The following is a 22,694-nucleotide window of genomic DNA, read 5'->3' on the forward strand; positions in this document are numbered from 1 at the left end:
CGATCATGGCCGATCAGCATACCGTTCTAACCGTAGATGGCAACGAAGCTGCTGCCTATGTGGCATATCGCGTGAACGAAGTTTGCGCCATTTATCCGATTACGCCTTCCTCTACCATGGCCGAACTTGCCGACGAGTGGGCAGCCAAAGGCGTTAAAAACTTATGGGGCAATGTACCAGAAGTCATCGAAATGCAGAGCGAGGGCGGCGCTGCTGGCACGGTCCATGGTGCGTTACAAACGGGGGCCTTGACTACCACCTTTACCGCTTCGCAAGGGCTTATGCTGATGTTGCCCAACATGTACAAAATTGCGGGAGAACTTACGGCTGCCGTTTTTCATGTTGCAGCACGCTCACTTGCAGCACAAGGATTGTCCATCTTCGGAGATCATAGCGATGTAATGGCTGCTCGGACTACTGGTTTTGCAATGTTGTCTTCGGCCAATGTACAGGAAGCCCACGATTTTGCTTTAATCGCACAAGCAGCAACCCTCGAAAGCCGCTTACCGTTTATTCATTTCTTTGATGGCTTCCGTACGTCCCACGAAGTTAATAAAATAAACGTCTTATCGGACGAACAAATCCGACAGATCATCAACGACGACTTGGTAATTGCACACCGAGCACGGGCGCTTAATCCCGACAATCCCTTCATACGCGGGACGGCTCAAAACCCCGATGTGTACTTTCAGGGGCGTGAAACCGTCAACCCGTATTATACCCGCACCCCCGATGTGGTGGAAGCAGTAATGCACCATTTTGCCAAGTTGACAGGACGCAGGTATCAGCCATTCGAATATGAAGGTGCACCGGATGCCAACCGCGTGGTCGTTATCATGGGTTCTGGCAGCGAAACAGCCCTCGAAACCGCACATTACTTGGTAGGGAAAGGTGAAAAAGTAGGCGTACTGCGTGTAAGACTCTACCGTCCGTTTTCGGCCAAACACTTATTTGACGTATTACCAAAAACCGTCACCAAATTGGCGGTGCTTGACCGGTGCAAAGAGCCAGGGGGCATGGGGGAGCCCCTTTATCAAGACTTGTTGTCTGTTTTTGTAGAGGCATTTACACAAGGAACATTCCCATGTATGCCACACATCGTCGGCGGACGCTATGGCTTGTCTTCTAAGGAGTTTACGCCCGGAATGGCGAAAGCTGTTTTTGACGAACTGAAGCAGGAGCAACCGAAAAACCATTTTACGGTTGGGATTGTGGACGATGTCACCCATTCGCACTTGCCATACGATCCCGCTTTTGCATTGGATGAATCGGGCTGGACGCAAGCCTTGTTTTATGGATTGGGCGCAGATGGAACCGTGGGCGCAAACAAAAATAGCATCAAAATTATTGGAGAATCTACCGATTTACACGGACAGGGCTATTTTGTCTATGACTCCAAAAAATCGGGTGCAAGAACCGTTTCCCATTTACGATTTGGCCCAGAGCCGATTCGGGCGCCATATTTAATTAGGCAGGCGGATTTTGTAGCCGGGCATCAATTTAATTTTGTGGACCGTGTGGATATGTTGTCACTCGCAAGATCAGGGGCAACCTTCCTCCTGAATAGTCCATACGGCCCAAACGAAGTCTGGGATCATTTACCCCGCTCGGTGCAGGAAGCTCTTATCCATAAAAAATTGCACTTTTTTGTCATTGATGCCAATACCGTAGCACGCAAAACAGGTATGGGCGGACGTGTGAATACCATTATGCAAACGTGTTTCTTTGCGCTTTCGGGTGTTTTGCCCCGCGATGAAGCCATTTCACAGATCAAAAAAGCCATCGAAAAAACCTATTTCAAAAAAGGACAAGCCGTCATTGCGCAAAACTTTCGAGCGGTAGATCAGACGTTGGAAAACCTCTATCAAGTCACTATTCCCAATACCGTTACGGCCACCCGAGAATTACCAGATACTGTTTCCGACGAAGCACCCTATTTTGTACAAAATGTGACAGCCAAAATGATGGCCGGCTTGGGAGACGAGTTGCCCGTCAGCTTACTGCCCGCAGACGGAACCTACCCCTCTGGAACCACCAAGTGGGAAAAACGCGATATTGCGGATTTGGTACCGGAATGGGATCCCTCGGTTTGTATCCAATGCGGAAATTGTAGCTTTGTATGCCCTCACAGCGTGATTCGCGCCAAGTTTTATCACAAAGATCATCTCGCCGAAGCACCAGCAACCTTTCCTTCTGCGGCCATCAATGCAAGAGGTTTTCCCGATACGCGCTATACCTTGCAGGTATATGAAGAAGATTGTACCGGTTGTACCCTATGTGTAGAGGCTTGCCCTGCAACAAATCCGACAGACCGTACCCGCAAAGCCATTAATATGCGGCCAAATACCGCGCCCAAGCCAGAAATCAGGTCAAAAATCCGTTTCTTCGAGTCATTACCCATCAATGACCGTGCGCGGGTAAATTTTGCAACAGTACATGGCACCCAATTTCTGGAGCCGCTTTTCGAGTTCTCCGGCGCTTGTGCTGGTTGTGGCGAAACACCTTATGTCCGGCTCCTAACACAATTGTTCGGAGATCGTCTGATTGTTGCGAATGCTACCGGGTGTTCCTCTATTTATGGCGGTAACTTACCCACCACCCCATGGACAAAAAATGCAGCAGGCAAAGGCCCAGCATGGTCCAACTCATTATTTGAAGACAATGCCGAGTTTGGCTTGGGGATGAGGGTTACCGCCGATAAGCACCATACACTGGCCATAGAACTCTTGTGGCAATTGGCCCCACGTCTGGGCTTTGACTTCGTAAAACGTATCGCCGAAGCGCCACAGGTATATGAATCGGAATTGGTTGAACAACGGGCACGGGTGAAAGAATTAAGATCCCGCCTACAACACATTCATGCTCCCGAAGCCCGACACTTGCTCTCGGTGGCCGATCACTTGGTGCGGCGAAGCATCTGGTTGGTGGGAGGAGATGGCTGGGCGTATGACATCGGTTCGGGTGGCTTAGATCACGCCCTTTCAACCGGACGTAATGTAAACGTTCTGGTCTTAGACACCGAGGTCTATTCCAACACAGGTGGACAAAGCTCCAAGGCCACTCCTACAGCAGCCACTGCTAAGTTTGCCGCTGCTGGAAAACGAGTAGGCAAAAAAGACCTCGCTATCCAGGCCATTTCGTATGGGAATGTGTATGTAGCACAAGTGGCCATGGGCGCCAATCCACAACAAACCCTACTTGCCCTCCGAGAAGCAGAGGCATACGAAGGCCCTTCGCTGGTGTTGGCCTATAGCCATTGTATCGCACATGGGATCAACATGGAAAAAGGGATGGACCAACAAAGTAAAGCCGTTGCATCTGGATATTGGCCATTGATCCGCTACAATCCCGTTCTACGAAAAGAAGGACAAAATCCATTTATCTTAGATTCGCCCGCTCCTTCTATGCCGTTTAAAGATTATGCGTATAACGAATTGCGTTACAAAGTACTGACCCGCACCAACCCGGAAGAGGCCGAACGCCTCATAAAATTGGCACAAGAACTGGTGGATCTCCGTTGGAAAAACTATGTGGAAATGGCAGGCTTTGGAGCCGATGCCTTTAGCCCAATTGCCTAAACCGTATAAACAATAGTTAAAATGGACTTACGGACTACTTATATGGGCCTTGAACTTCGGTCTCCGATCGTTGTCTCCGCATGCCCCCTCTCCGAAGACTTGGACAATATCTTGAAGATGGAAGACTACGGTGCAGGCGCGGTGGTACTTTTCTCACTCTTCGAGGAGCAAATCCGGCAAGAACATGCACACTACGATGCCATTATGGCAGCTACCAATCATATGTTTGCCGAAGCAGCAGATTTTTTTCCTGAACTGGACGATTATCATGTGGGATCAGCGCAATACTTAGAATTGATTCGTCAGGCCAAAGAGCGCGTGGACATGCCCGTCATTGCAAGCCTAAACGGTATCACAAACGAGGGCTGGATTCAGTATGCCGCCGAGATGGAGGCCGCAGGTGCCGATGGCTTGGAAATGAATGTCTTTTGGATTCCGGCGGATATTAGGCTTCGGGGAGACGAGGTGGAAGCACGATATTTAGAGATTATTCGAGCCGTAAAAGCGGCAGTCCGCATACCTGTTGCCTTTAAACTAAATCCGTATTTTAGTGGAATAGCACATTTTGCCGACCAAGCCAGTAAGAATGGGGCAGATGCGTTGGTTTTGTTTAATCGCTTTTATCAACCCGATTTCGATATTCACAAGTTGAAGGTACTACACAACCTACGTTTCTCGGACGCCGCCGAAATTCGTCTGCCCTTGCTTTGGATTGCCGTTTTGTACCATCGCATTGGGGCCTCATTGGCCGCAACAACGGGCGTCCAAAGTGCCAGCGAGGTGGTAAAGTACCTGCTCGCAGGAGCCGATGTTGCCATGACGGCATCGGCTTTGTATAAATATGGCATCGGCTATCTAAAAAACATGCACCATGACTTAGAGGAGTGGATGCAGGAAATGGGATTTGCAAGCGTAGAAGCCTTTAAAGGGGTGATGAGTCAACAAAATATTTCTGACCCTGTAGCCTATGAACGCGCCAATTATATACGCATTTTGGAAAACGCCAAACCCTGACCTGAGCAAAGCGTCATCTGAACCGTATCACAAATCCCGCACTTAAGACCTATACTTGCATAACGAAAAGCAACAGGGGAACGAACGATTCCCCTGTTATTTCCTTAAAAACCAAAATAAAAGATAAGCCCGCCTTTCCTTACCCCATTCTCCAGCACTACATGCGTTCTTTCCGTTCGATGTACAACTGACGAAACAACATAAACGTAGTTAGCGCAGTTTGTGAAGTAAACCAGTAATTTACCCCTGCACCAATTGCAATACCAGCCAATGGAATCATTTGTCCCAATTTTGCTCCGATAAGATTCTTGGCAATTTCGCGGGGCAAATGACGATTCTGATCTTGGAAGTTTGCTCCTTTTCGTCCTTTATAGTTCATTTCGTTCGCAAATGCCGCCGCAGCCACACTTATTTCACGCAAAGCATCTTTTTTGGCGGTTTGGCCACCGGAAGAAGCCACATTATAAATAGACAACACAAGCGGGGTAAATTGGTCGCCGCGCATGGAAAAGCCATAACAAGCGCCAATTTGCTGGATCAATCGGAAATTGATGGTGAAAAGCAGCGGTACGTCGGCCAGTAACAAGACAGGGCCACCAAGGCTCATTCCACCACCCTGAATTGCCGCCAACAAGGCATTTTCATCAAAGTAAGACCGCGCCAGTTCATCCAGTTTTTCGAGGGGCTGTTCCTGTAAATCCTCAATCTTTTCTAAGCTGATTTCAGATTTTTGTGCGCGCTCCAGAATAGAATGCTCGGTGTAGGTCCATTGCGACGCATCATTCAAGACTTCCAAGCCCTTTGTGATTAATCCATCGGCTTCAATAAGCAAATTTTCTGGAACAAATTGGTTCACGGCCCAATCCACTGGCATCATTGCCCAGTCCATCATCTGTTGGACTAAACTGGAACCCCCACCATGCCATTTGTCAATTTCTTTCAGGGCTTTTTTTTCGTAGTCAGTCAGTTTCATAAAAGGAATCGGTTGAGGAAAATGAGGCATCCGATTCCGCGCAAAACGCTTGTCACGGCTCGGTAAGCCCTTAAATGTCCAAAATACCAAATTTCTTCAGGAGACGGTACATGGTGGCACGGCCAATGCCAAGTTCAACAGCGGCTTTGTCCACATTGCCCTCACATAGCCGATAGGCCCGCTCCACCGCCTGCCGCTTTAGATCATCTAAAGAAACGATGGTGTCGTCCTGTTTGGTTCCCAGTAAGACCTCTATTGTAGAAGGTGTTTCCATTACGGACTCATCAAACTCAGGTTTCGCTGGTTGAACCGAGGTTTCGGTAGTGGGCGGTTTTTCACGCGAACCACTCCGTTCTTCCCAAGGCTTAATGGAAAGGGAGAGGTGAAGCATGAGGTCTTCCGTCATAATTTCCTCGGTATCCGCCACCAAAAGCGCACGTTCTATGACACTTTTCAACTCACGGACATTGCCCGGCCAATTGTACTCCAAAATAGACCGTGTAGCCTCGGAAGATAGGCGCTTGGCAATGGTATCCGGCTTGGCTTTCCGGTATTCTTTTAGAAAATGTTGCGCCAACACCAAAACGTCTTGTCCACGTTCACGTAATGGCGGGAGTGTGATGGGGAATTGGAAGAGGCGGTAATACAAGTCTTCGCGGAACTTGCCTTCGCGGATCATTTGAAGGATTTCGCGGTTGGTGGCCGATATGACGCGGGCATCAAACATAAAGGTGTCATTCCCCCCCACACGGGTAATTTCGCGGCTCTGGAGGGCGCGTAACAACTTGGCTTGCAGCCCCAGATCCAATTCCGAAATCTCGTCGAGAAAAATAGTCCCACCATGTGCTTGTTCAAACTTACCCGTTTTTCGGGCGATGGCCCCTGTAAACGAGCCTTTTTCATGACCAAAAAACTCGCTTTCCATTAGTTCATGTGGAATAGCAGCACAGTTTACCACCACAAATGGCCCTCGGCGTCGTGCCGAATTGTAGTGGATGGCACGCGCAATAAGCTCTTTGCCAGTTCCGCTTTCGCCCTGAATGGCCACTGTAAGATCGCCACGTAAGGACTTTTGAAGGAGGCGGTACACACTTTCCATGGAAGGCGAGTCGCCCACGATTTCGTTAAGGCCATATCGTTGGGCCACTTCGCCGCGCAGATTTTCCACCTCGCGGGCCAACGAAATTTTTTCGGTAACATTCCGAACAATATTGTTCAGCTTTACAAAATCATCTTGCCCCTTCGTGATATAATCATAGGCGCCACTTTTCATGGCTTCGATGGCAATGTCTAAAGTACCTTGCGCAGAAACCATCACCACGGCTGCTTCGGGCATACGACGCTTAATTTCCTTCAGGGTTTGAATCCCATCAATACCCGGCATCATAATGTCTAAAAGGATTAGATCGGGACGGTCGTCCATGACAGCCAGGACATCTTCCCCACTATTATACACCCGAACCTCATTTTCGGTACCCTTTTCGAGTTGGTAGCTAAGCAATCGGGCATAATGCCGATCGTCATCCACGACGTATATCAAGAATTTCATGGTCTATTTTGGATTGCGGAGTTTTGCAGATGAGAGACAATATCAGAAGGTAGAATATACAAGAATAATGCTCTTGTATCAAAATGAAACAAAAAAAAAGCCCCGAACGAGGCTTTGTGGATAACAAATGACGAAGGTCTTGCATTACCGGATTTCTTGTACCGAGTAGATAAAGTACCGGGTTTCTCCCAGAAAAAAGACATCCATAAACTTTTCCCTATAATACAATTTTACTTTCTTGTTTTCGGTAATGGCCTTTTCAATAGACCTACGCACGTTTTCATCTTTGGTGTGTACCGAGAAATTCCAAATTCGGGTATTAATCCCACCTGGCTCCTGAGTGATGTACCCTTGATCCAATTGGCCTTCCCAAGTTTTAAAGACAAAGCCCTTATTGCTCATTTTAATGACATTGCCCACCCGAAACCCATCGCTGTAATAACCAAAAGTGGCATAGGCGAAGATACTGACAACAATGACTACGGTTAGCACGAGGACAAGGACGAGGTAACGTTTTATTTTTTTTCCGAGAGTACTGACTGGTTTCGCAGCGGAAGGAATGTCAACCATTGGTTTGTGGTTTTAGTTGTTCAGTTAAAATTCTAAAGACGTTCTGTTGTCTTTTAGAAAACGATACAGCATTTCACGCGCACGGAAGATATGTGCCTTTACGGTTCCTAAGGGCAAACTTAGTTGATCGGCAATTTCCTCGTAGCTCATTTCTTGCTGGTGGCGCATCACTATAACACGATGGTATTTTTCTGGTAACTTGGCGATCGCCTCTTCAATCAGACGATTGCGCTGATCTTCCACAATATGGCGATCTGGGCGATACTCCACATCCGGAATTTCCAACTCCATTTCTCCGTCTTTCGTCTGAACCGGCTTGTCTATGGAAATGGTTTTAAGGCGCCGCTTCCGCAAGAAGTCTATTGTGTGATTCGTGGCTATTTTGTACAACCAAGTCGAAAAGGCAAATTGTGTGGAGTACGAACCAAGCGAAGAGAAGGCTTTGATAAACGCCTCTTGCACCAGATCATCCACTTCTTCGTCGTTCCGGATCATTTTTCGGATGTGGTGCCAGATGGGCTCACGATATTTATTCATCAGACGCTGAAAGGCCACTTCGTTTCCGATCAGGGCCTGCTCCACCCACGTACGGTCTTGTACACTTGAGGCAGAGGGCGCGGACGATTGTCCGGTGGATATTTGATCCGTCATGGGTTTTGGTATGCTGGGAGGGGTTTTCTCGGAAAGGGAATCTAAGAAAAAAATAGCCCATCCTGTATAGTACGATCTTTTTTTCGCAGTTCGTATGGCAGATCAGGCAAACTGACGTTTATGTTGGTCATTTCAACAGAACGATAAAAAGGATAATTGGATTCATCCAGTAAGAATTTCCTTATTTTCGGATAAATTATTGTATCAACCTATACAAATACGCTTATGCCAATGCGGATACCCCAATATATCGGCCTGTGCTGGATTGGATTGGTTTTCATAACGACTGGATGCAACAGTACCGCGCCTTCCGTAAAACCAGCCACTCCTGTACCACCAAGTGCTCTTCTGGATGCTGCCCAGGAAATTCAAAAGACCTTTGCCCCAGATGGTCGAGTAGCCCATTTCCAAACAGATTTTCTGCCTCGTGGTACTCGGTGGGTACTGAAAGGTGAGACGAATCTGCCCGTTGCAAAATTGGCATTGCTGCAAAAAATAGCCCAACTCGGCATGGTAGTGACCGATAGCCTACAGTTGTTGCCCAATACCACTGTCGGCGAAAAAGCGTGGGCCATTGCCAATAATGCCGTTATCAATTTGCGCTATAAGCCTGAACATGCCGCCGAGATGGCCACACAAGTATTACTGGGGCAATTGGTACAGGTTCTTAAAGCAGAAGATTATTGGTATTGGGTACAAACACCCGATGGCTATTTGGCATGGGTGGAGGGAGGAGCCTTACATCGCCTCACGCAGTCAGCCAAAAAACAATATGAAGCGGCACCCAAAATGGTGTATTTACGTCCTTTTGGATTTTCTTTTTCCCGACCTGATGAACGGAGTGAACCTGTCTCGGATCTGACTGCGGGCAATATTTTGGTGATTGTACGGGAGGAAGGCATGTTTTTTCAGGTGAATTACCCTGATGGTCGTATGGGGTTTGTCCCTAAGGCGGATGCAATGCCCTATGATTTATGGCAAACACAAACGCGGGCTACCTCGGCCTCTTTGGTCGAAGCCGCACGCCGTTTAATGGGCGTGCCGTATCTGTGGGGCGGCACATCGGCGAAAGGAGTGGATTGTAGTGGATTTACCAAAACCATTTATGCCATGAATGGCTTAATGCTCCAACGGGATGCATCACAACAAGCACATGAAGGTATTTTGGTGGATGAAACGGGCGATTTCTCCCACCTTCAGCCCGGAGACTTATTGTTCTTCGGCAAAAAAGCCACCCCAAATAGCCGAGAACGGGTCATTCATGTGGGCTTATGGATTGGAGAAGGACGTTTTATCCATGCTTCCTCACGAGTCCAGATCAACAGTATGATTCCGGAACATACGGACTATAGTGCCTACGAACGCGGTAGGTACTTGTATGCCCGCCGGATGCTGGGCCATGTTCCCGAGGTTCGTTTGTCTGTACCCCTCGTGCCGCAATAAAAACAAATGCAACATGGGGCGTTTATTAAAAGATGTGGCTATCTTGCGTCATCTCTTGAAAATCTTTTTTTGTTATACCACTATCTACACTACGCATGAAACTCACTTTTTGCGGCGCCGCTCAAACAGTAACAGGTTCGATGCACCTGCTCGAGTTGGAAAGCGGTCATAAGATTTTAATGGACTGTGGCCTGTTTCAAGGAAGAAGGGACGAGGCCAATCACATCAACCGGACTTTTTTGTTTAATCCCGCCGAAATTGATGTGGTACTTCTGTCCCATGCCCATATAGACCATGCAGGTCTTCTGCCCAAACTCTGGAAAGATGGCTTTCGAGGACGTGTTTATGCCACCCATGCCACCTACGACCTTTGTGCAATTATGCTCATGGACTCGGCCTACATTCAAGAATCCGATGCAGCTTTTTTGAATAAACGCAACAAAAACCGCCGTGGGCCACAAGGTCCGGAAATTGTACCGCTTTATACACAGGCAGATACCGAGGACATGCTCAAAAGATTTGTTTCGGTGGGCTACGATACCCCTTTTTCACCATTACCAGGGCTATCGGTAGAGTATCGGGATGCGGGGCACATTTTGGGATCTGCTTCAATGGTCTTGAAAATCCAAGAAGGCGGACGAGAGAAAAGATTAGGTTTCACTGGAGATATAGGCAGACCGGAACGACCAATCATCCGTGATCCCCAAACCATGGAAGACTGTGACTGGATCATTACAGAATCCACCTATGGCGGCCAAACCCATCCGCCCACTACAGAAACCAATGAGGCGCTGGCCAATGTCATCCGTAACACGGCCAGTAGAGGCGGTAAAATTCTGATTCCAGCCTTTGCGGTAGGACGAACCCAAGAACTGGTATATGCCTTAGACCAGTTGTGGAATGAAGGTGAATTACCCCGAATTCCGGTGTATGTGGATAGTCCGCTTGCGGTAAGTGCTACAGCCGTTTTCCAATCACATCCAGAATGTTACGACGAAGAAACCCGGCACTACCTCCGGGAGGATGAAAATCCATTTGGTTTCGAGAAACTGCGCTACGTTCGTTCGGTAGATCAGTCTAAAGCCTTGAATACACAACGTGGTTCAATGGTCGTGATTTCGGCATCGGGTATGTGCGAAGCTGGCCGCATACTACACCACCTACGCAACAACATCAGCAATCCCAAAACGACGGTATTGATGGTGGGCTACTGCGCCGAGAACACCTTAGGGCGACGCCTGATCAATAAGGATCCTGTGGTACGTATTTTTGGCGAAGAGTATCTCCGAAAGGCTGAAGTGGTTACCCTTTCTTCGCTTTCTGCTCATGCCGACGAACCGGAATTGCTGGATTTCCTGGGGAAATTAGACATAGACCGCCTCCAACAAACATTTCTAGTACATGGCGAATTAGAACGCCAGCAGTTGCTACAAACAGCCCTCAAAACCAAGGGCTTTAAGCAGGTGGAAATTCCGGTCCGTGGTCACTCAGTTATATTGTAAATGGGGTACAGCCCAAGTTCTAAATAACAATGGATTGGTTACATCCTATATTCTTATGGTCGTTATTCGCGGTTCCAGTGGCCATTTCAGGCTATCTTTGGAAAGCATTTCAACGAAAACGGGCACGTGATGTATTTGGGGACGCCATGCTGGTGGAACGCCTCTCCGAAGGTGTTAGCACCAGACGGCGTAGGTGGAAAGCAACGCTGTTTGCACTTTCGGTGTTTTTTTTGGCTCTGGCTTTAGCTGGACCAAGAATGGGGACAAAGGTCCGGGAAGTTTCTCGTGAAGGGGTAGATTTGATGATCGCCCTAGATGTCTCCACTTCCATGCTCGCGGAAGACGTGGCCCCCAACCGCCTGAAAAGGGCTAAGTTTGAGCTAACAAAATTGGTAGAAAAACTCAATGGCGACCGAGTTGGGCTAATCCTATTCGGTGGAGATGCCTTTCTTCAATGCCCCGTGACATTGGACTATAACGCCCTAAAGTTGTTTTTAGACATCTCGGAGCCAGACCAGATGCCCACGCAAGGCACACAGTACGACCGGATGTTGGAGGTGGTCATTAAGGCGTTCGACATGAAAGGGACCGACAAGGATTCTAAAGGCAACCGCAGCAAGGTTCTATTGGTTGTATCAGATGGCGAAAGCCATAGCGGAGACATGAGCACACTCAGGAGTAGGGCGGCAGAATCTGGCATTACCCTATTTACAGCTGGTGTAGGCGAAACCGTAGGCGTAACCATTCCAGCATATCTAAACGGCCAACGCACCGAAGGACTTAAAACCGACCGAAATGGCCAAGCCGTGATCACCAAATTAGAGGAAGCAGCCTTACAGGATTTAGGCAAAGACGGCGCCTACTTCCGGATTGCCCGTACCACCAGTAACCTTTCAGACTTCAGCGATGTATTGGCCGGAATGGAAAAAACAAAATTTGGAACCACTAAGTTTGCTGCCTATGAGGAACAATTCCAATGGCCTTTGGGTGTGGCGTTGCTGCTGTTGCTGATTGAATGGCTCTTGCCAGATCGCAGAAAAAAGCCCAAAACATTGTTCTCTTCTGCTATGACCCCACACACACTTTGACATACCGCGATCTAAAACAAGCATCCATTCACCGTTTGATGCAATTTGGGCTAGAGACACCCGAAGCCAACCTCGAAGTCCGTTGGCTATTAGAACACCTCACGGGATGGTCTGGAACTGGTGTATTACTCCACTTGGATGACTCCGTCACCATTACGCATCTCGCACGTTGGGAATCTTTTTTGCACCGAAGAATCCAGCATGAACCCATTCAATATATTATTGGAACGGTACCCTTTTTGGGATTAACCCTAAAAGTTAACCCAAATGTTCTCATTCCTCGCCCCGAAACTGAGTGGCTTACCCATTGGCTTAGCACACACTTACGCGGCCCTCTACGGATACTAGATGTCGGGACAGGTAGTGGATGTATTGCACTTGGTCTAAAGCATTTACGACCAGAATATCAGGTGACAGCCTGTGATGTGAGCATAGGCGCCTTGGAAGTTGCCCGGGAAAATGCCCAACTGAATCAGATAAATGTTCAATTCTATAGCGCCGATATGCTTGACCCTATGTTTCCAGAAGTCTTTCACACCCCTTTTAACCTGATCGTTTCTAATCCGCCCTATGTGTTGCGCGAAGAGGCACATACATTGCAAAATGAAGTGATCGCATACGAACCACATTTGGCACTTTTTACGGAAGGGGAGCCTTTAAGATTCTACCGCGCCTTGGTTTTAAGTGCCACCAAAATGCTTGCACCGGGTGGATGGGTGGCCTTGGAGTGTCATACCGACTTTGCCGACGATGTAAAAAATCTCTTGGAGGACTCCGGCTTCTTTGAAGCTCAAGTGATCCATGACCTATCGAATAAACCCCGTCTGGCAATAGGCAAAAAGTAAAAAAGAGCCGGACTTTATAAAAAAGACCGACTCTTTAGCCCTGACGCAAGGTTTTATCAAGGGAAAATACCCATTTCCAAATATGAAACCGCTACTTTATCTATTGCATTGATGAAAGAAGCGGTTCTTAAGTCTGTTTTGTGGTGTTGTGCAATCGCCCGTACTTCGTTATACGCATTGATCATCGTGTCCTCAAGTCCGGAGTTTACCAAGTCTTCTTCGCTTGCTCCATGTATCACCTCCTCCATAAACCGAGGGTCTAATTTTTGTCCAATTAATGTTTGAATAGCGTCCAGCATTTTGGTTTGCATATTCTGTTCGAACCGCTTGCTCATTCGTCCAAATCGAACATGTTGTAGGTTTCTAAGCCATTCAAAATAAGAAACCGTTACTCCCCCCGCATTCAAAAACACATCCGGAATAATCATAATGCCTCGCTCATTCAAAATGGTATCGGCATGGGCCGTTACAGGGCCATTTGCTCCTTCGGCTATGATCTTGGCCTGAATTCGGGTGGCATTTTCTCCAACAATTACGGCTTCGAGTGCTGCCGGAACCAAAATATCGCAGGGCAATTCCAATGCCGCTTGCGAGTGGGTAATGTTCTCGGCACCAGGGAAGTTCAAAATAGAACCGGTTTCTTTACGGTGTTTAACCACTTTTTCCAAATCCAAGCCATTGGCATTGTAGATAGCACCTTCATACTCTGCAAGACCGACAATAACCGCCCCGCCTTCTTGAATAAATTTGGCCGCATGATAGCCCACATTCCCCAACCCTTGCACGACCACCGTTTTCCCCGCAAGCCCAGGACTGAGCCCCAACTGAGCCATATCTTCGGCGTGGGAACATGCTTCACGCAGGCCAAAGAATACACCGCGTCCAGTTGCCTCTTTACGCCCCCGAACCCCGCCTTGCCCCACTGGCTTTCCGGTTACACAAGCAAGTGCATCCAACGAATCGCTGGTAAGAGAGTTGTAGGTATCCAAAATCCACGACATCTCTTTTGCTCCGGTTCCATAATCCGGTGCCGGAACGTCTATACCCGGACCGATGAAATTTTTCTTCACCAACTCGAAGGTATAGCGCCGGGTAATGCGTTCAAGTTCGGCTTCCGAATATTTGCGACGGTCAATACAAATTCCTCCTTTTGCGCCACCAAAAGGGACATCCACAATGGCACATTTATACGTCATCAGCGAAGCGAGTGCCGTAACCTCGTCTGCATTTACATTGGGTGCATAACGGATGCCACCCTTGGTTGGAGTTTTATGCTGGCTATGTTCTGCACGCCACGCCCGGATCACCTCGATCGAGCCATCGTCACGTTTTAATGGAAATTGCATGGCATACGTACTATTGCAAATACGAATCTGATCCAGCAATCCTTTTGGGTGTTTGGTGTGGACCGCAGCCTTTTCAAACATACGGTTGACTTGAGCTAAAAAACTAATGTCGGACATAAAATTGACGTTTTACGTTAGAAAAAGCCACTCTGAAAGCAGCATGTTTCCGAGGAGAAGACTTCATATAACGGGTACAAGTTGTACTTGTTGTTTTTGACCCTGCAATCCACAAGTCTTTATGGAAACGCTTCCAATTTAATCAAAAATAAGAACTAAAAAGCACCCGAAGGAAAATTATTCGTTGTACCACGGTTAAATAGCATCCATTCCGCTTATACCTCCCACAATCTGCTACCACTCCCCCCCAAAAAAAAACGGCCTTCTGCTGAAACAAAAGACCGTTTAAAAAACGAGTGGGTGAAAAACTTAGCGACGTTTCTTTTTAGTAGTCGTTGTTTTTTCTTTTTTGCTGCTCTTGGTATTGGCTTTGGTGCCTTTAGGATCAACCGTTTTGCCACCTTTAATTCGAAGAATATCACCTGGCTTAATAGTGCTACTTTTCAGATTATTGACAGACTTCAGTTCCGCAACAGTTATACCATATTTACGGGCAATGCTCGTCAGACCTTCTCCTTTGGCAACACGATGCGAGGAAGGCGCAGCCGTTGTTTTCGTCTTGGAACTACTTGTGGTACGTTTAGAAGATTCCCGTGCAGCCGCCACTTCCCGTGCACCTGGCTCCTCCGGCTTGGTATCCGAGAAGATCACAATGCGTTGACCAACATTGATTTGGTTATGACGCAGGTTATTCCACTCTTTGATGTCGGAAGCCTCTACTCCATACTGGGTTGCCAACTGTGTAAGGGTTTGACCCGGTTTTACTTTTACAACCTGACGCTTACCCTTTGGTGCGGCCACTTGGCGCTCCTGTGGTTTCGGTGTAGGTTTAGCCTTTGTTTTGGGCGGTGCAGGGGTCAAGTCCGCAATGGCCGCTACAGCAGGAGCGGGTATGGTAACAGGAGCAACAGCCGTATCGCTTGCTGATGTTGAACCAAAAACGGAAGAGGGCTGGCCACTATCCGGTTTCGTCGGAGAGGTTTTAGGTTCAGGCTTGGAACGAACCCGATCCCGTGAAGAAGGCAACACCGAAGCGAGGCTTTCTAAGGGGTTTTCGGCACGTTGTGCAAGGTTACCAGTCCGTGTGCCATAACTTACCTGCAATGGTGTACCCAATGCAAGGTCACCCAAGTTTGAACCCGTATTCTTAGGAACCCGAAGTAAATACCCTTGTTCAGGCATTTCACCATTCCCCAACAAAATTCGGTCAGGCATGAATGAGGCAGAAACAGCCGACGGTGTCTTGTCGGTTTTTAGTTCTGGATTCAATGCGCGAATATGGGTGATGGGGATTTGTAACTTGTCAGAAATCTCGTCTAAAGAAGTACCCCCCTGAACAGCTACCACATCATACTCATATGATGGCGCTTGTGGATAAGTACCCAAATCGAACGCCTGTTGGTTGTTCATAATCAGGTACGTCGCAATGAATAACGGGACATAATTGCGGGTCTCGCGTGGGAGTTTGTCCATAATCTCCCAGAAGGTGGCTTTGCGGCCCAACCGCTGAGAGGCTTGTTCTAGTGCTCGCTTTACGCGGTAAGGATTACAGTTATATCCTGCCAGCGCCAATTGCCAGTCTCCACCAAACATCTGGTGTAGATCACGGAGGTGGCGTGCGGCAGCACGAGTTGCTTTTTCTGGGTCCCGCCGTTCGTCTATTGCATTATTGATATTAAGACCGTATCCCGCTCCTGTAGCCGGAATAAACTGCCATAAGCCAGCAGCGGCAGCCCAGCTTTGGGCACGGGGATTCAAAGCACTTTCTACTACGGCCAAATACTTGATTTCATCCGGCAAACCTTCTTCTTCCAAGATGCGCTCAATCATAGGGAAGTATAAGTCTGCACGGGTACGAACCGTCCTAAAGTGTGTTTTATTGCGACTGAGCGAGGAAATTGCCCGGAGAACGGGGCGTTCCAGATCCATCTGAAATACCGTATTAACGGGAGCCAGACCGAGCTGGGACGGCGCGTTCACATTTTCGAGCAAATTAGAATTGTCGTCGGTCTCAAGTTCTGCAATCACTTCTGCACGAAGTTCAAAGACTTCATCATTCTCGGCAACCAGTAAAGGATCTACTTTTCCGTAAAAATCTTTTGTGGTCCGAATAGCCGTCCGGTACATATCCCGGAAAGGCATCAAATCTGTAATACCGGGTTGGGTTAACAAAGATTGCAGTTCTGCAACAATGTTCCGTAAAATTCCGTCTGCCTTGTTGCGGTCTTTGCTACGGTCCAACTCCAGAAAACGGGCATAATCTCGATAGATTTTCGCAATTTTACGATCTTGCTCATCTACCGAGATGCTTTCATCCACAGGTGTGGACTGGATGGCCCGATACAGCCGTCCCTCAACTGACATTGTCGTAGGCTCAGGCTGAGTGGCCAATGGGGTTGTTTTAGGTTGTTGCGCAAAGACCAGTCCTGTAGGCCCCAGACACAACACCCACGCTAATAGTTTTGATCGGTTCACCTTTTCACTCCTCTCTGTTTTTGGCTTGGCATACACAAAGCTGGTGGGTTCCCTTATGTTGTTTAAGGTAAGAGTATAAAAAATTTAGAACAGTACAACGGTGAATTTCATCTGGTGGACATACTGCCCCTATACCGGAAGCGCTTTTATTCATAAAATTTAAACAATTTGAAAAGGCTTCTTTAAATTCAGAGCACACACCATTGCTATTCTAATAGAAACAATGATCGTCTATCGTGATTCCATTCATCGAAAACACGTAGTTTTCTGAACGAAATATTTTCTCTATGTACTACAACGCCAAAACCGTGCCTTTTATGATGGGCGTATAGATTTTGTGGAGAAACCTCCATCGTATATTCCCATCATTGTACGCCATATTTTTAGCAGACCGAAAAATTAATAATCGTACAACTTGGATGAAGACCAAAAGAAGAGGTTTAATAATGCAGTTTTTGCGTGCTGTCGGTTGTTGGCTGGGGTATTGCCTTTTATTCGGGGCAACCTGTTTGTGGGGCCAAAGTATCTGGGTATCGGGGCGTTTGGGTAGCCTTACATCTGCCTATGACGCACTTGGGAATACGGTAGAAATAGGCGGTGGTGTACGACGGTGGGAAGGTGTTATTGGCGGAATATTGCCTTTGCAGAATGGTTGGTTTATACAAGCCTTGTTGGCAGGGGGCGGCGAACGTTTTACCAATACAACCAATTTGCAGAAAATTTATGGCCTTCGTAAATCATCCCTCGGCGGCGGATGGGAGCGGAAGCCCCATCAATGGGTCTTCATATTTCATCAAGACCTTGCGCAAAACCGAAAAACCTTTTTCCCACAGCCAGGCGAATCACTGACAGATGACCAAACTGCCTGTGAGTGGTCTTACCACTTCAGCAAACGAATGGGTCGCCACACCAAAAGTACTGCTATTCATCTTACCGGACATGCAAGTTATTTCTACACCTTTCCATTGACGATTGAAGCGAGGAGCCGATTCACTTATGATGGAGGAGACCGTCTCATCCTAGGTATGGGGATAGTAGGCCAAAAAGGGCCATGGCGTGGAAGTTTTGCGCTACGCCAACACGGAGTATATTTTATGCGGATAGACGGAGAAAAGATTCAAGATTTTAGCCTTCTAACCGATATATTGGCTGAATTGACCTACCAACCAAAAGAGACTCCCTTGAGCCTCTTAGTAAATAATGCCTTACCAGCAGATATGGGAGTACAAGGCTGGGGGATTGCAGGCATACGCCAAATGCGCGGCAGGGGGATTTCTTTTGGCATACGATGGCATTTCGTGCCTACAATGGATTAGGGATGTAAACCGATTAGTGTTCTAATACAGAATTGTAGTACTCCATAGCTTGGGCAGCGGCACGTTGTTCCGCTTGTTTTTTAGAAGCACCTGTCCCTTGTCCTAAAGGCTTGTCTTGGATATAAACACAGACGGTAAAGACCCGTTGGTGACTGGGGCCTTCTTCCGAGACCAAACGATAGTCGGGCTGTGCCCACCCCTTAGATTGTACATATTCCAGTAACTGACTTTTAAAGTTTTGCTGCTGTTGCACCAATTCGTCGAAGCTGGCATGTTCTACAATAACACGAAGCACAAAGCGTTGCGCAGCCGCATACCCCTGATCCAAGTATAATGCGCCAATAACCGCTTCAAAGGCATCCGCCAAGATAGTGGTATTGGTACGCCCTCCCCCATCTTCCATATTTCGGCTGATCAGTATCGCATGATTAAGGCCAATCCGGCGTGCATAAATAGCCAACACCTCGCCATTCACCAATTTGGCACGGGTACGGGTAAGAAAGCCCTCGTCTTTGTCGGAGAACCGTTGGTACAGATACTCCCCAATGATCATGCCCAAAACGGCATCTCCCAGAAACTCCAAACGTTCGTTCGATTCTAAAATCCGAGAGGGGTCATTGCGTAGAACAGAGCGATGACGTAGCGCCATCTCGAATAAATACAGGTTTTGGATAGGCGTATCCAACATTTCCTCTAGGGCGAGGCGGTCCACAGGCGATACAACAACGGACGGCGGAAGAATCTCTACCGGAGGAGATATAACCGTAGGTCGTTTAAACAAACTACGAATGGCCCGAAATAAGGGAGCTGGCTTGGGCAAATGCATGGCTGGGAGCGCAATAACGCCGTATCAGGTGAATGACATCTGGCACCGGAGTGCAAAATGCAGAAAAAAAGATCGTTTGCCGTAGAATGGAGGGAGGACATTAAGGGAATTTAAGCAGATCACGTTCGGAAAAAAAATATTGTCCATGTTCCCATAAACAATAAATAGATTCTTAATCGTTTATCAGGAAATGTCTCCTTGAACAACCACGAATGAACAAATTATTATATTTTGGACCTGCCATTGCTGAGTGTACTATCAGGACCATATAAGCCTGTGTCTAAACTTCTTGGGGTAACGATCTTGTACCCTATAGAATACTTAACGCTTTCAAAGAGGAACTGGCTTTCTCGGTGGGTTTAAAACCTAAAAACATTGCCCAAAAGCACAAAAACAAAGTGACCTTATCTATTACCATAGGTGTATAAAATTTAATGTCTTATAGAATAAAACATTGCAATTTAAACCTATTATTAAGTTGCACCTATCTTTACGAGGCATTACGTCATTCTTTTTTCCCAGTAGGTACATTCTCGCTTCAGGTTTTTGCGGGCGATGGCTTCATAAGTACGAAAAAACGATTCGGCATAAAATATCCGGTCCCGATCCAAAAAGCAGTGCAACACGGCCATTCGGCCATTACGGTAACTTTCGTCTGGATAAAGCGCATATTCGCTCCGAATGGCTTGGGCGTAGCGCAGATATTCTGGCCATGTACTCCCCAAAACAGCAAGATCGGCGCCAATAAAAAGATTAAACGTCTCCTCGTTATGACGCCGATGCGTCGCTGTTGCCAAAATTAGCGCTTCGCAAAGGTGTAGAGTGGCAGTTGGCACAAGTTTATCGAATCGTTCGCAAGCCCATTTAGCACTCTGGACTTCATTGTCTGAAGCCACCGGATTATATACAACATCGTGACAAAACAAGGCCAGTAGAACCGCATCCCAATCCCGTAGAGTATGCTTATAAGGGCGTAGAACATGGAACATATTTTGTAAATGCACCAGATTATGGTAAGCACGATGAGGTTCTGAGTAAGCCTTGGTCAACTCTTCCCAAAGTAGAGCAGCTTTTGTACCCACAAGGCCCAAGAAAACCGGCCAAAGTTTTTCGGCGGCCTCTATGCGACCTTTTTCAGAAGCGGTAGTCATTAAAAATATATCCGATAAAGCAATTTCATGTTAAACCCCGGTTCTGGCATAATACTCTTCACCCGAGATAAATGATCTCGATAGATGGTATTGGTCAGGTTGTTAAGGCTTAGGTCTATGGTATGCAGTTTTTTACCCGTTGTAAGGTGGTATTGTGCCGATAGGTTTGGAACCACATACCCATTGGTGGCTTCCTCAAAATCGCCTAATTGGTCTTGTTTTACAGCAAACTTAACACCACCGGAAAGACGTAGATTGCCCAGATGATACTGTACAGCCGCATTTCCATTCATTGGCGGCATTTGTGGGAGTGGTTTTGACGCCTCTACCAAGGTCCCTGAAACAAAACTAAGGGTGGTCGTTACCGAAAGTCCAGCAAAAAGCGATTGATGAAGCATCGCCTCGAATCCCTGCAATCTTGCATCCCCACCACTATACTGATATACTGGTAAAAGGGTGCGGTTATTGATTTTTCCAGTATTGGCCAAATAAATGTACGTCGGAATCCGGTTGCGGAAAAGCGTTAATTGGGCTTCGCTTCCGGTAGTGCGGTAACGAGCGCTCCACTCTGCACCATAGCCTTTTTCGGTGATCAGTTCAGGATTTCCTGTGTCATAAGAATAGGCCGCCAAGTGCGGGCCTTCTGTAAACAATTCTTCTATGGCAGGCATCCGGATAGAACGATTGAACGTTAATGCCATCGAGAGACGGCGGCTCACTTGGTTGTTTATACTAACCGAGGCCGCAAACCCACCAAAATCGCGTTTTCGGATAAAACCAATACGGGTTTGGGTTTCTTTTTCGGGAATGGCTGTACGAACATCGTATCGAATTCCAGCACTAAGCGTCCAAGGCCCTGCTTTTGCTTCCTGATACGCATAACCGTTTGCCGCAAACTCAGTGACATTGGGTGAAAAAACAAGCCCCCCTACATTATACTGGCGATACAAACCCGAAATGCCTGTCTTGCCGCGCTGGAATGGCCCGATGGATTTGGTTTGCGCATCTATTTTGGTATGTACTTCGAGGGTCTGAAACTCCATACCAATGGCACCACTGGCCTCAAATTCTTGATGGAAATAATACGTGAAATTATTTTTGAGGGTTATATTTGTCAGATGGATTGCATTTTGTGGTACATATTCAGCGGAAAACTCTGCATGATTGCGGTAGAGTGCAATACGTACCCCATTAGGGTGCGCACCCACAAATCCACCAGGAATACCATATCGCGAATTGTAATGACTATAAGCGACACCCACATGTCCCCACTTTTGGATAGAGGAAAGACCAATAGAGCCATTGAGGGTACGGAGGTCGGTATTTTTAAGTACTCCAGAAGGTGTCTGGAGATCTTGGGCTGTTCGAAACGAGCCATCGGTATGTAAGGCTATTTTTCCGATGGGTGCACCAACCATGTACCCCACCGAGATGCCTTTATTTACACTTTCTCCTTGCAAAGATGCTGCCACATGTAGGGCTTCTGGTTGATGTGTGGGAATGAAGTTCCGCACAACGTTAATAACTCCACCAAGGGCACTGGCACTATACGCCAATGCTACGGGACCGCGTAACACCTCGATACGCTCGGCGTTGAGTGGTTCGATGACCACCGCATGATCTGCCGACGAAGCCGAGAGGTCGCCCGTCCGTCCGCCATCTTCCAAAACGGTTAAACGATCTCCTCCCATCCCTCGCAACACAGGCCGCGCAGGTGCCGGCCCCATAGAGCGCATCGCCATTCCTGCTGTTCCCAAAAGCGTCTCGGCAATCGTTCCGGACAAGTTTTGGCGGAGCGTGGCGCCTTCCACAGCAAGTGCAGCCTTCTCTAATTTATTCTCTGATTCACCCATAATTTCCACCTCCCCCAGTTGGTTAATGGAAGCCGTTAGTCGGACCGTAAGGCGAACCGTGTCTTGGGTACTTACTTGAATAGGTTGTTCTATTGACTGATACCCTACCCTAAAGGTTTTCAGGTGATAAATTCCAGAAGGTACATTAGGAAATACAAACTGCCCACTTTCATCTGTCATCGAGGTTCTCCGTAGTTCCTCTAAGAGCAATTGGACAAAGGGCACAGGATCACCCGTGGCGAAGTCGGTAATACACCCAGCAAGCACCGCACCTGGAGATAGGAGAGAAGATGAAGGTGGCGCCCAGTAAGGCTCTTGTTTGACCCGACTGTATGACGTCTGGGCAAACACAAAGTTAGGAAGCACCAGCAACAAAAGGAATGAACGGCTCATACCA

Annotated in this window: 16 protein-coding genes; 7 read left to right on the forward strand and 9 right to left on the reverse strand. The window is 47.5% G+C overall.

What is annotated here, in order from left to right; genetic code table 11:
- The first annotated feature begins 5 nt into the window (after nucleotides 1-5).
- Together nifJ and JNN12_02490 are read left to right on the forward strand one after the other, a co-directional pair.
- The gene (nifJ, locus tag JNN12_02485; protein MBL7977180.1) at nucleotides 6-3,578 is read left to right on the forward strand and encodes a pyruvate:ferredoxin (flavodoxin) oxidoreductase; all 3,573 of its coding nucleotides are present in this window, start codon (nucleotides 6-8) and stop codon (nucleotides 3,576-3,578) included.
- A gap of 21 nt (nucleotides 3,579-3,599) precedes the next feature.
- The gene (locus JNN12_02490) at nucleotides 3,600-4,592 is read left to right on the forward strand and encodes a dihydroorotate dehydrogenase-like protein (GenBank protein MBL7977181.1); all 993 of its coding nucleotides are present in this window, start codon (nucleotides 3,600-3,602) and stop codon (nucleotides 4,590-4,592) included.
- Nucleotides 4,593-4,749: 157 nt separating this feature from the next.
- Here JNN12_02490 and JNN12_02495 read toward each other — a convergent pair whose 3' ends face one another.
- From JNN12_02495 to JNN12_02510, 4 genes are all read right to left on the reverse strand, one after another.
- Nucleotides 4,750-5,574, reverse strand: a complete 825-nt coding sequence (locus JNN12_02495; GenBank protein ID MBL7977182.1) for an EcsC family protein — start codon at nucleotides 5,572-5,574, stop codon at nucleotides 4,750-4,752.
- A 61-nt stretch (nucleotides 5,575-5,635) separates the two neighbouring features.
- Complete coding sequence (locus JNN12_02500) at nucleotides 5,636-7,114, reverse strand: sigma-54-dependent Fis family transcriptional regulator (GenBank protein ID MBL7977183.1); 1,479 nt, start codon at nucleotides 7,112-7,114, stop codon at nucleotides 5,636-5,638.
- A gap of 144 nt (nucleotides 7,115-7,258) precedes the next feature.
- The gene (locus tag JNN12_02505) at nucleotides 7,259-7,684 is read right to left on the reverse strand and encodes a hypothetical protein (protein ID MBL7977184.1); all 426 of its coding nucleotides are present in this window, start codon (nucleotides 7,682-7,684) and stop codon (nucleotides 7,259-7,261) included.
- 24 nt (nucleotides 7,685-7,708) lie between these two features.
- Nucleotides 7,709-8,335, reverse strand: a complete 627-nt coding sequence (locus JNN12_02510; GenBank protein MBL7977185.1) for a sigma-70 family RNA polymerase sigma factor — start codon at nucleotides 8,333-8,335, stop codon at nucleotides 7,709-7,711.
- 231 nt (nucleotides 8,336-8,566) lie between these two features.
- On the opposite strand from JNN12_02510, the gene JNN12_02515 reads away from it, so the two are divergent.
- The 4 genes from JNN12_02515 to prmC all read left to right on the forward strand — a co-directional run bounded on the left by JNN12_02515 (nucleotide 8,567) and on the right by prmC (nucleotide 13,213).
- Complete coding sequence (locus tag JNN12_02515) at nucleotides 8,567-9,778, forward strand: C40 family peptidase (protein ID MBL7977186.1); 1,212 nt, start codon at nucleotides 8,567-8,569, stop codon at nucleotides 9,776-9,778.
- 95 nt (nucleotides 9,779-9,873) lie between these two features.
- Nucleotides 9,874-11,280 carry an MBL fold metallo-hydrolase gene (locus tag JNN12_02520; GenBank protein ID MBL7977187.1) on the forward strand — a complete coding sequence of 469 codons (1,407 nt, stop codon included), beginning with the start codon at nucleotides 9,874-9,876 and terminating at the stop codon, nucleotides 11,278-11,280.
- 29 nt (nucleotides 11,281-11,309) lie between these two features.
- Complete coding sequence (locus JNN12_02525; protein MBL7977188.1) at nucleotides 11,310-12,368, forward strand: VWA domain-containing protein; 1,059 nt, start codon at nucleotides 11,310-11,312, stop codon at nucleotides 12,366-12,368.
- Nucleotides 12,365-13,213: a peptide chain release factor N(5)-glutamine methyltransferase gene (gene prmC / locus JNN12_02530; GenBank protein MBL7977189.1), complete on the forward strand. Its 849-nt coding sequence runs from the start codon at nucleotides 12,365-12,367 to the stop codon at nucleotides 13,211-13,213. The genes JNN12_02525 and prmC overlap by 4 nt, the downstream gene beginning before the upstream one ends.
- A 56-nt stretch (nucleotides 13,214-13,269) precedes the next feature.
- On the opposite strand, the gene JNN12_02535 is transcribed toward prmC, so the two are convergent.
- Nucleotides 13,270-14,676: a Glu/Leu/Phe/Val dehydrogenase gene (locus JNN12_02535; protein MBL7977190.1), complete on the reverse strand. Its 1,407-nt coding sequence runs from the start codon at nucleotides 14,674-14,676 to the stop codon at nucleotides 13,270-13,272.
- Between the two features lie 309 nt (nucleotides 14,677-14,985).
- A complete protein-coding gene (locus JNN12_02540; protein MBL7977191.1) occupies nucleotides 14,986-17,151 on the reverse strand; it encodes a LysM peptidoglycan-binding domain-containing protein in 2,166 nt (721 codons plus the stop codon).
- Between the two features lie 446 nt (nucleotides 17,152-17,597).
- Between JNN12_02540 and JNN12_02545 the strand changes: the two genes are divergently transcribed.
- Nucleotides 17,598-18,467: a hypothetical protein gene (locus tag JNN12_02545; GenBank protein MBL7977192.1), complete on the forward strand. Its 870-nt coding sequence runs from the start codon at nucleotides 17,598-17,600 to the stop codon at nucleotides 18,465-18,467.
- 13 nt (nucleotides 18,468-18,480) lie between these two features.
- On the opposite strand, the gene rnc is transcribed toward JNN12_02545, so the two are convergent.
- From rnc to JNN12_02560, 3 genes are all read right to left on the reverse strand, one after another.
- Nucleotides 18,481-19,293 carry a ribonuclease III gene (gene rnc, locus JNN12_02550; GenBank protein MBL7977193.1) on the reverse strand — a complete coding sequence of 271 codons (813 nt, stop codon included), beginning with the start codon at nucleotides 19,291-19,293 and terminating at the stop codon, nucleotides 18,481-18,483.
- A gap of 500 nt (nucleotides 19,294-19,793) precedes the next feature.
- Nucleotides 19,794-20,444 (reverse strand): hypothetical protein, encoded by a 651-nt coding sequence (locus tag JNN12_02555; protein MBL7977194.1) that lies wholly within the window; start codon nucleotides 20,442-20,444, stop codon nucleotides 19,794-19,796.
- Nucleotides 20,444-22,690, reverse strand: a complete 2,247-nt coding sequence (locus tag JNN12_02560) for a TonB-dependent receptor (GenBank protein ID MBL7977195.1) — start codon at nucleotides 22,688-22,690, stop codon at nucleotides 20,444-20,446. Before JNN12_02560 ends, JNN12_02555 begins: the two co-directional genes overlap by 1 nt.
- Nucleotides 22,691-22,694 lie beyond the last annotated feature (4 nt).

The sequence above is a fragment of the Bacteroidetes Order II. bacterium genome, assembly GCA_016788705.1.
Lineage (GTDB): Bacteria > Bacteroidota > Rhodothermia > Rhodothermales > UBA2364 > UBA2364.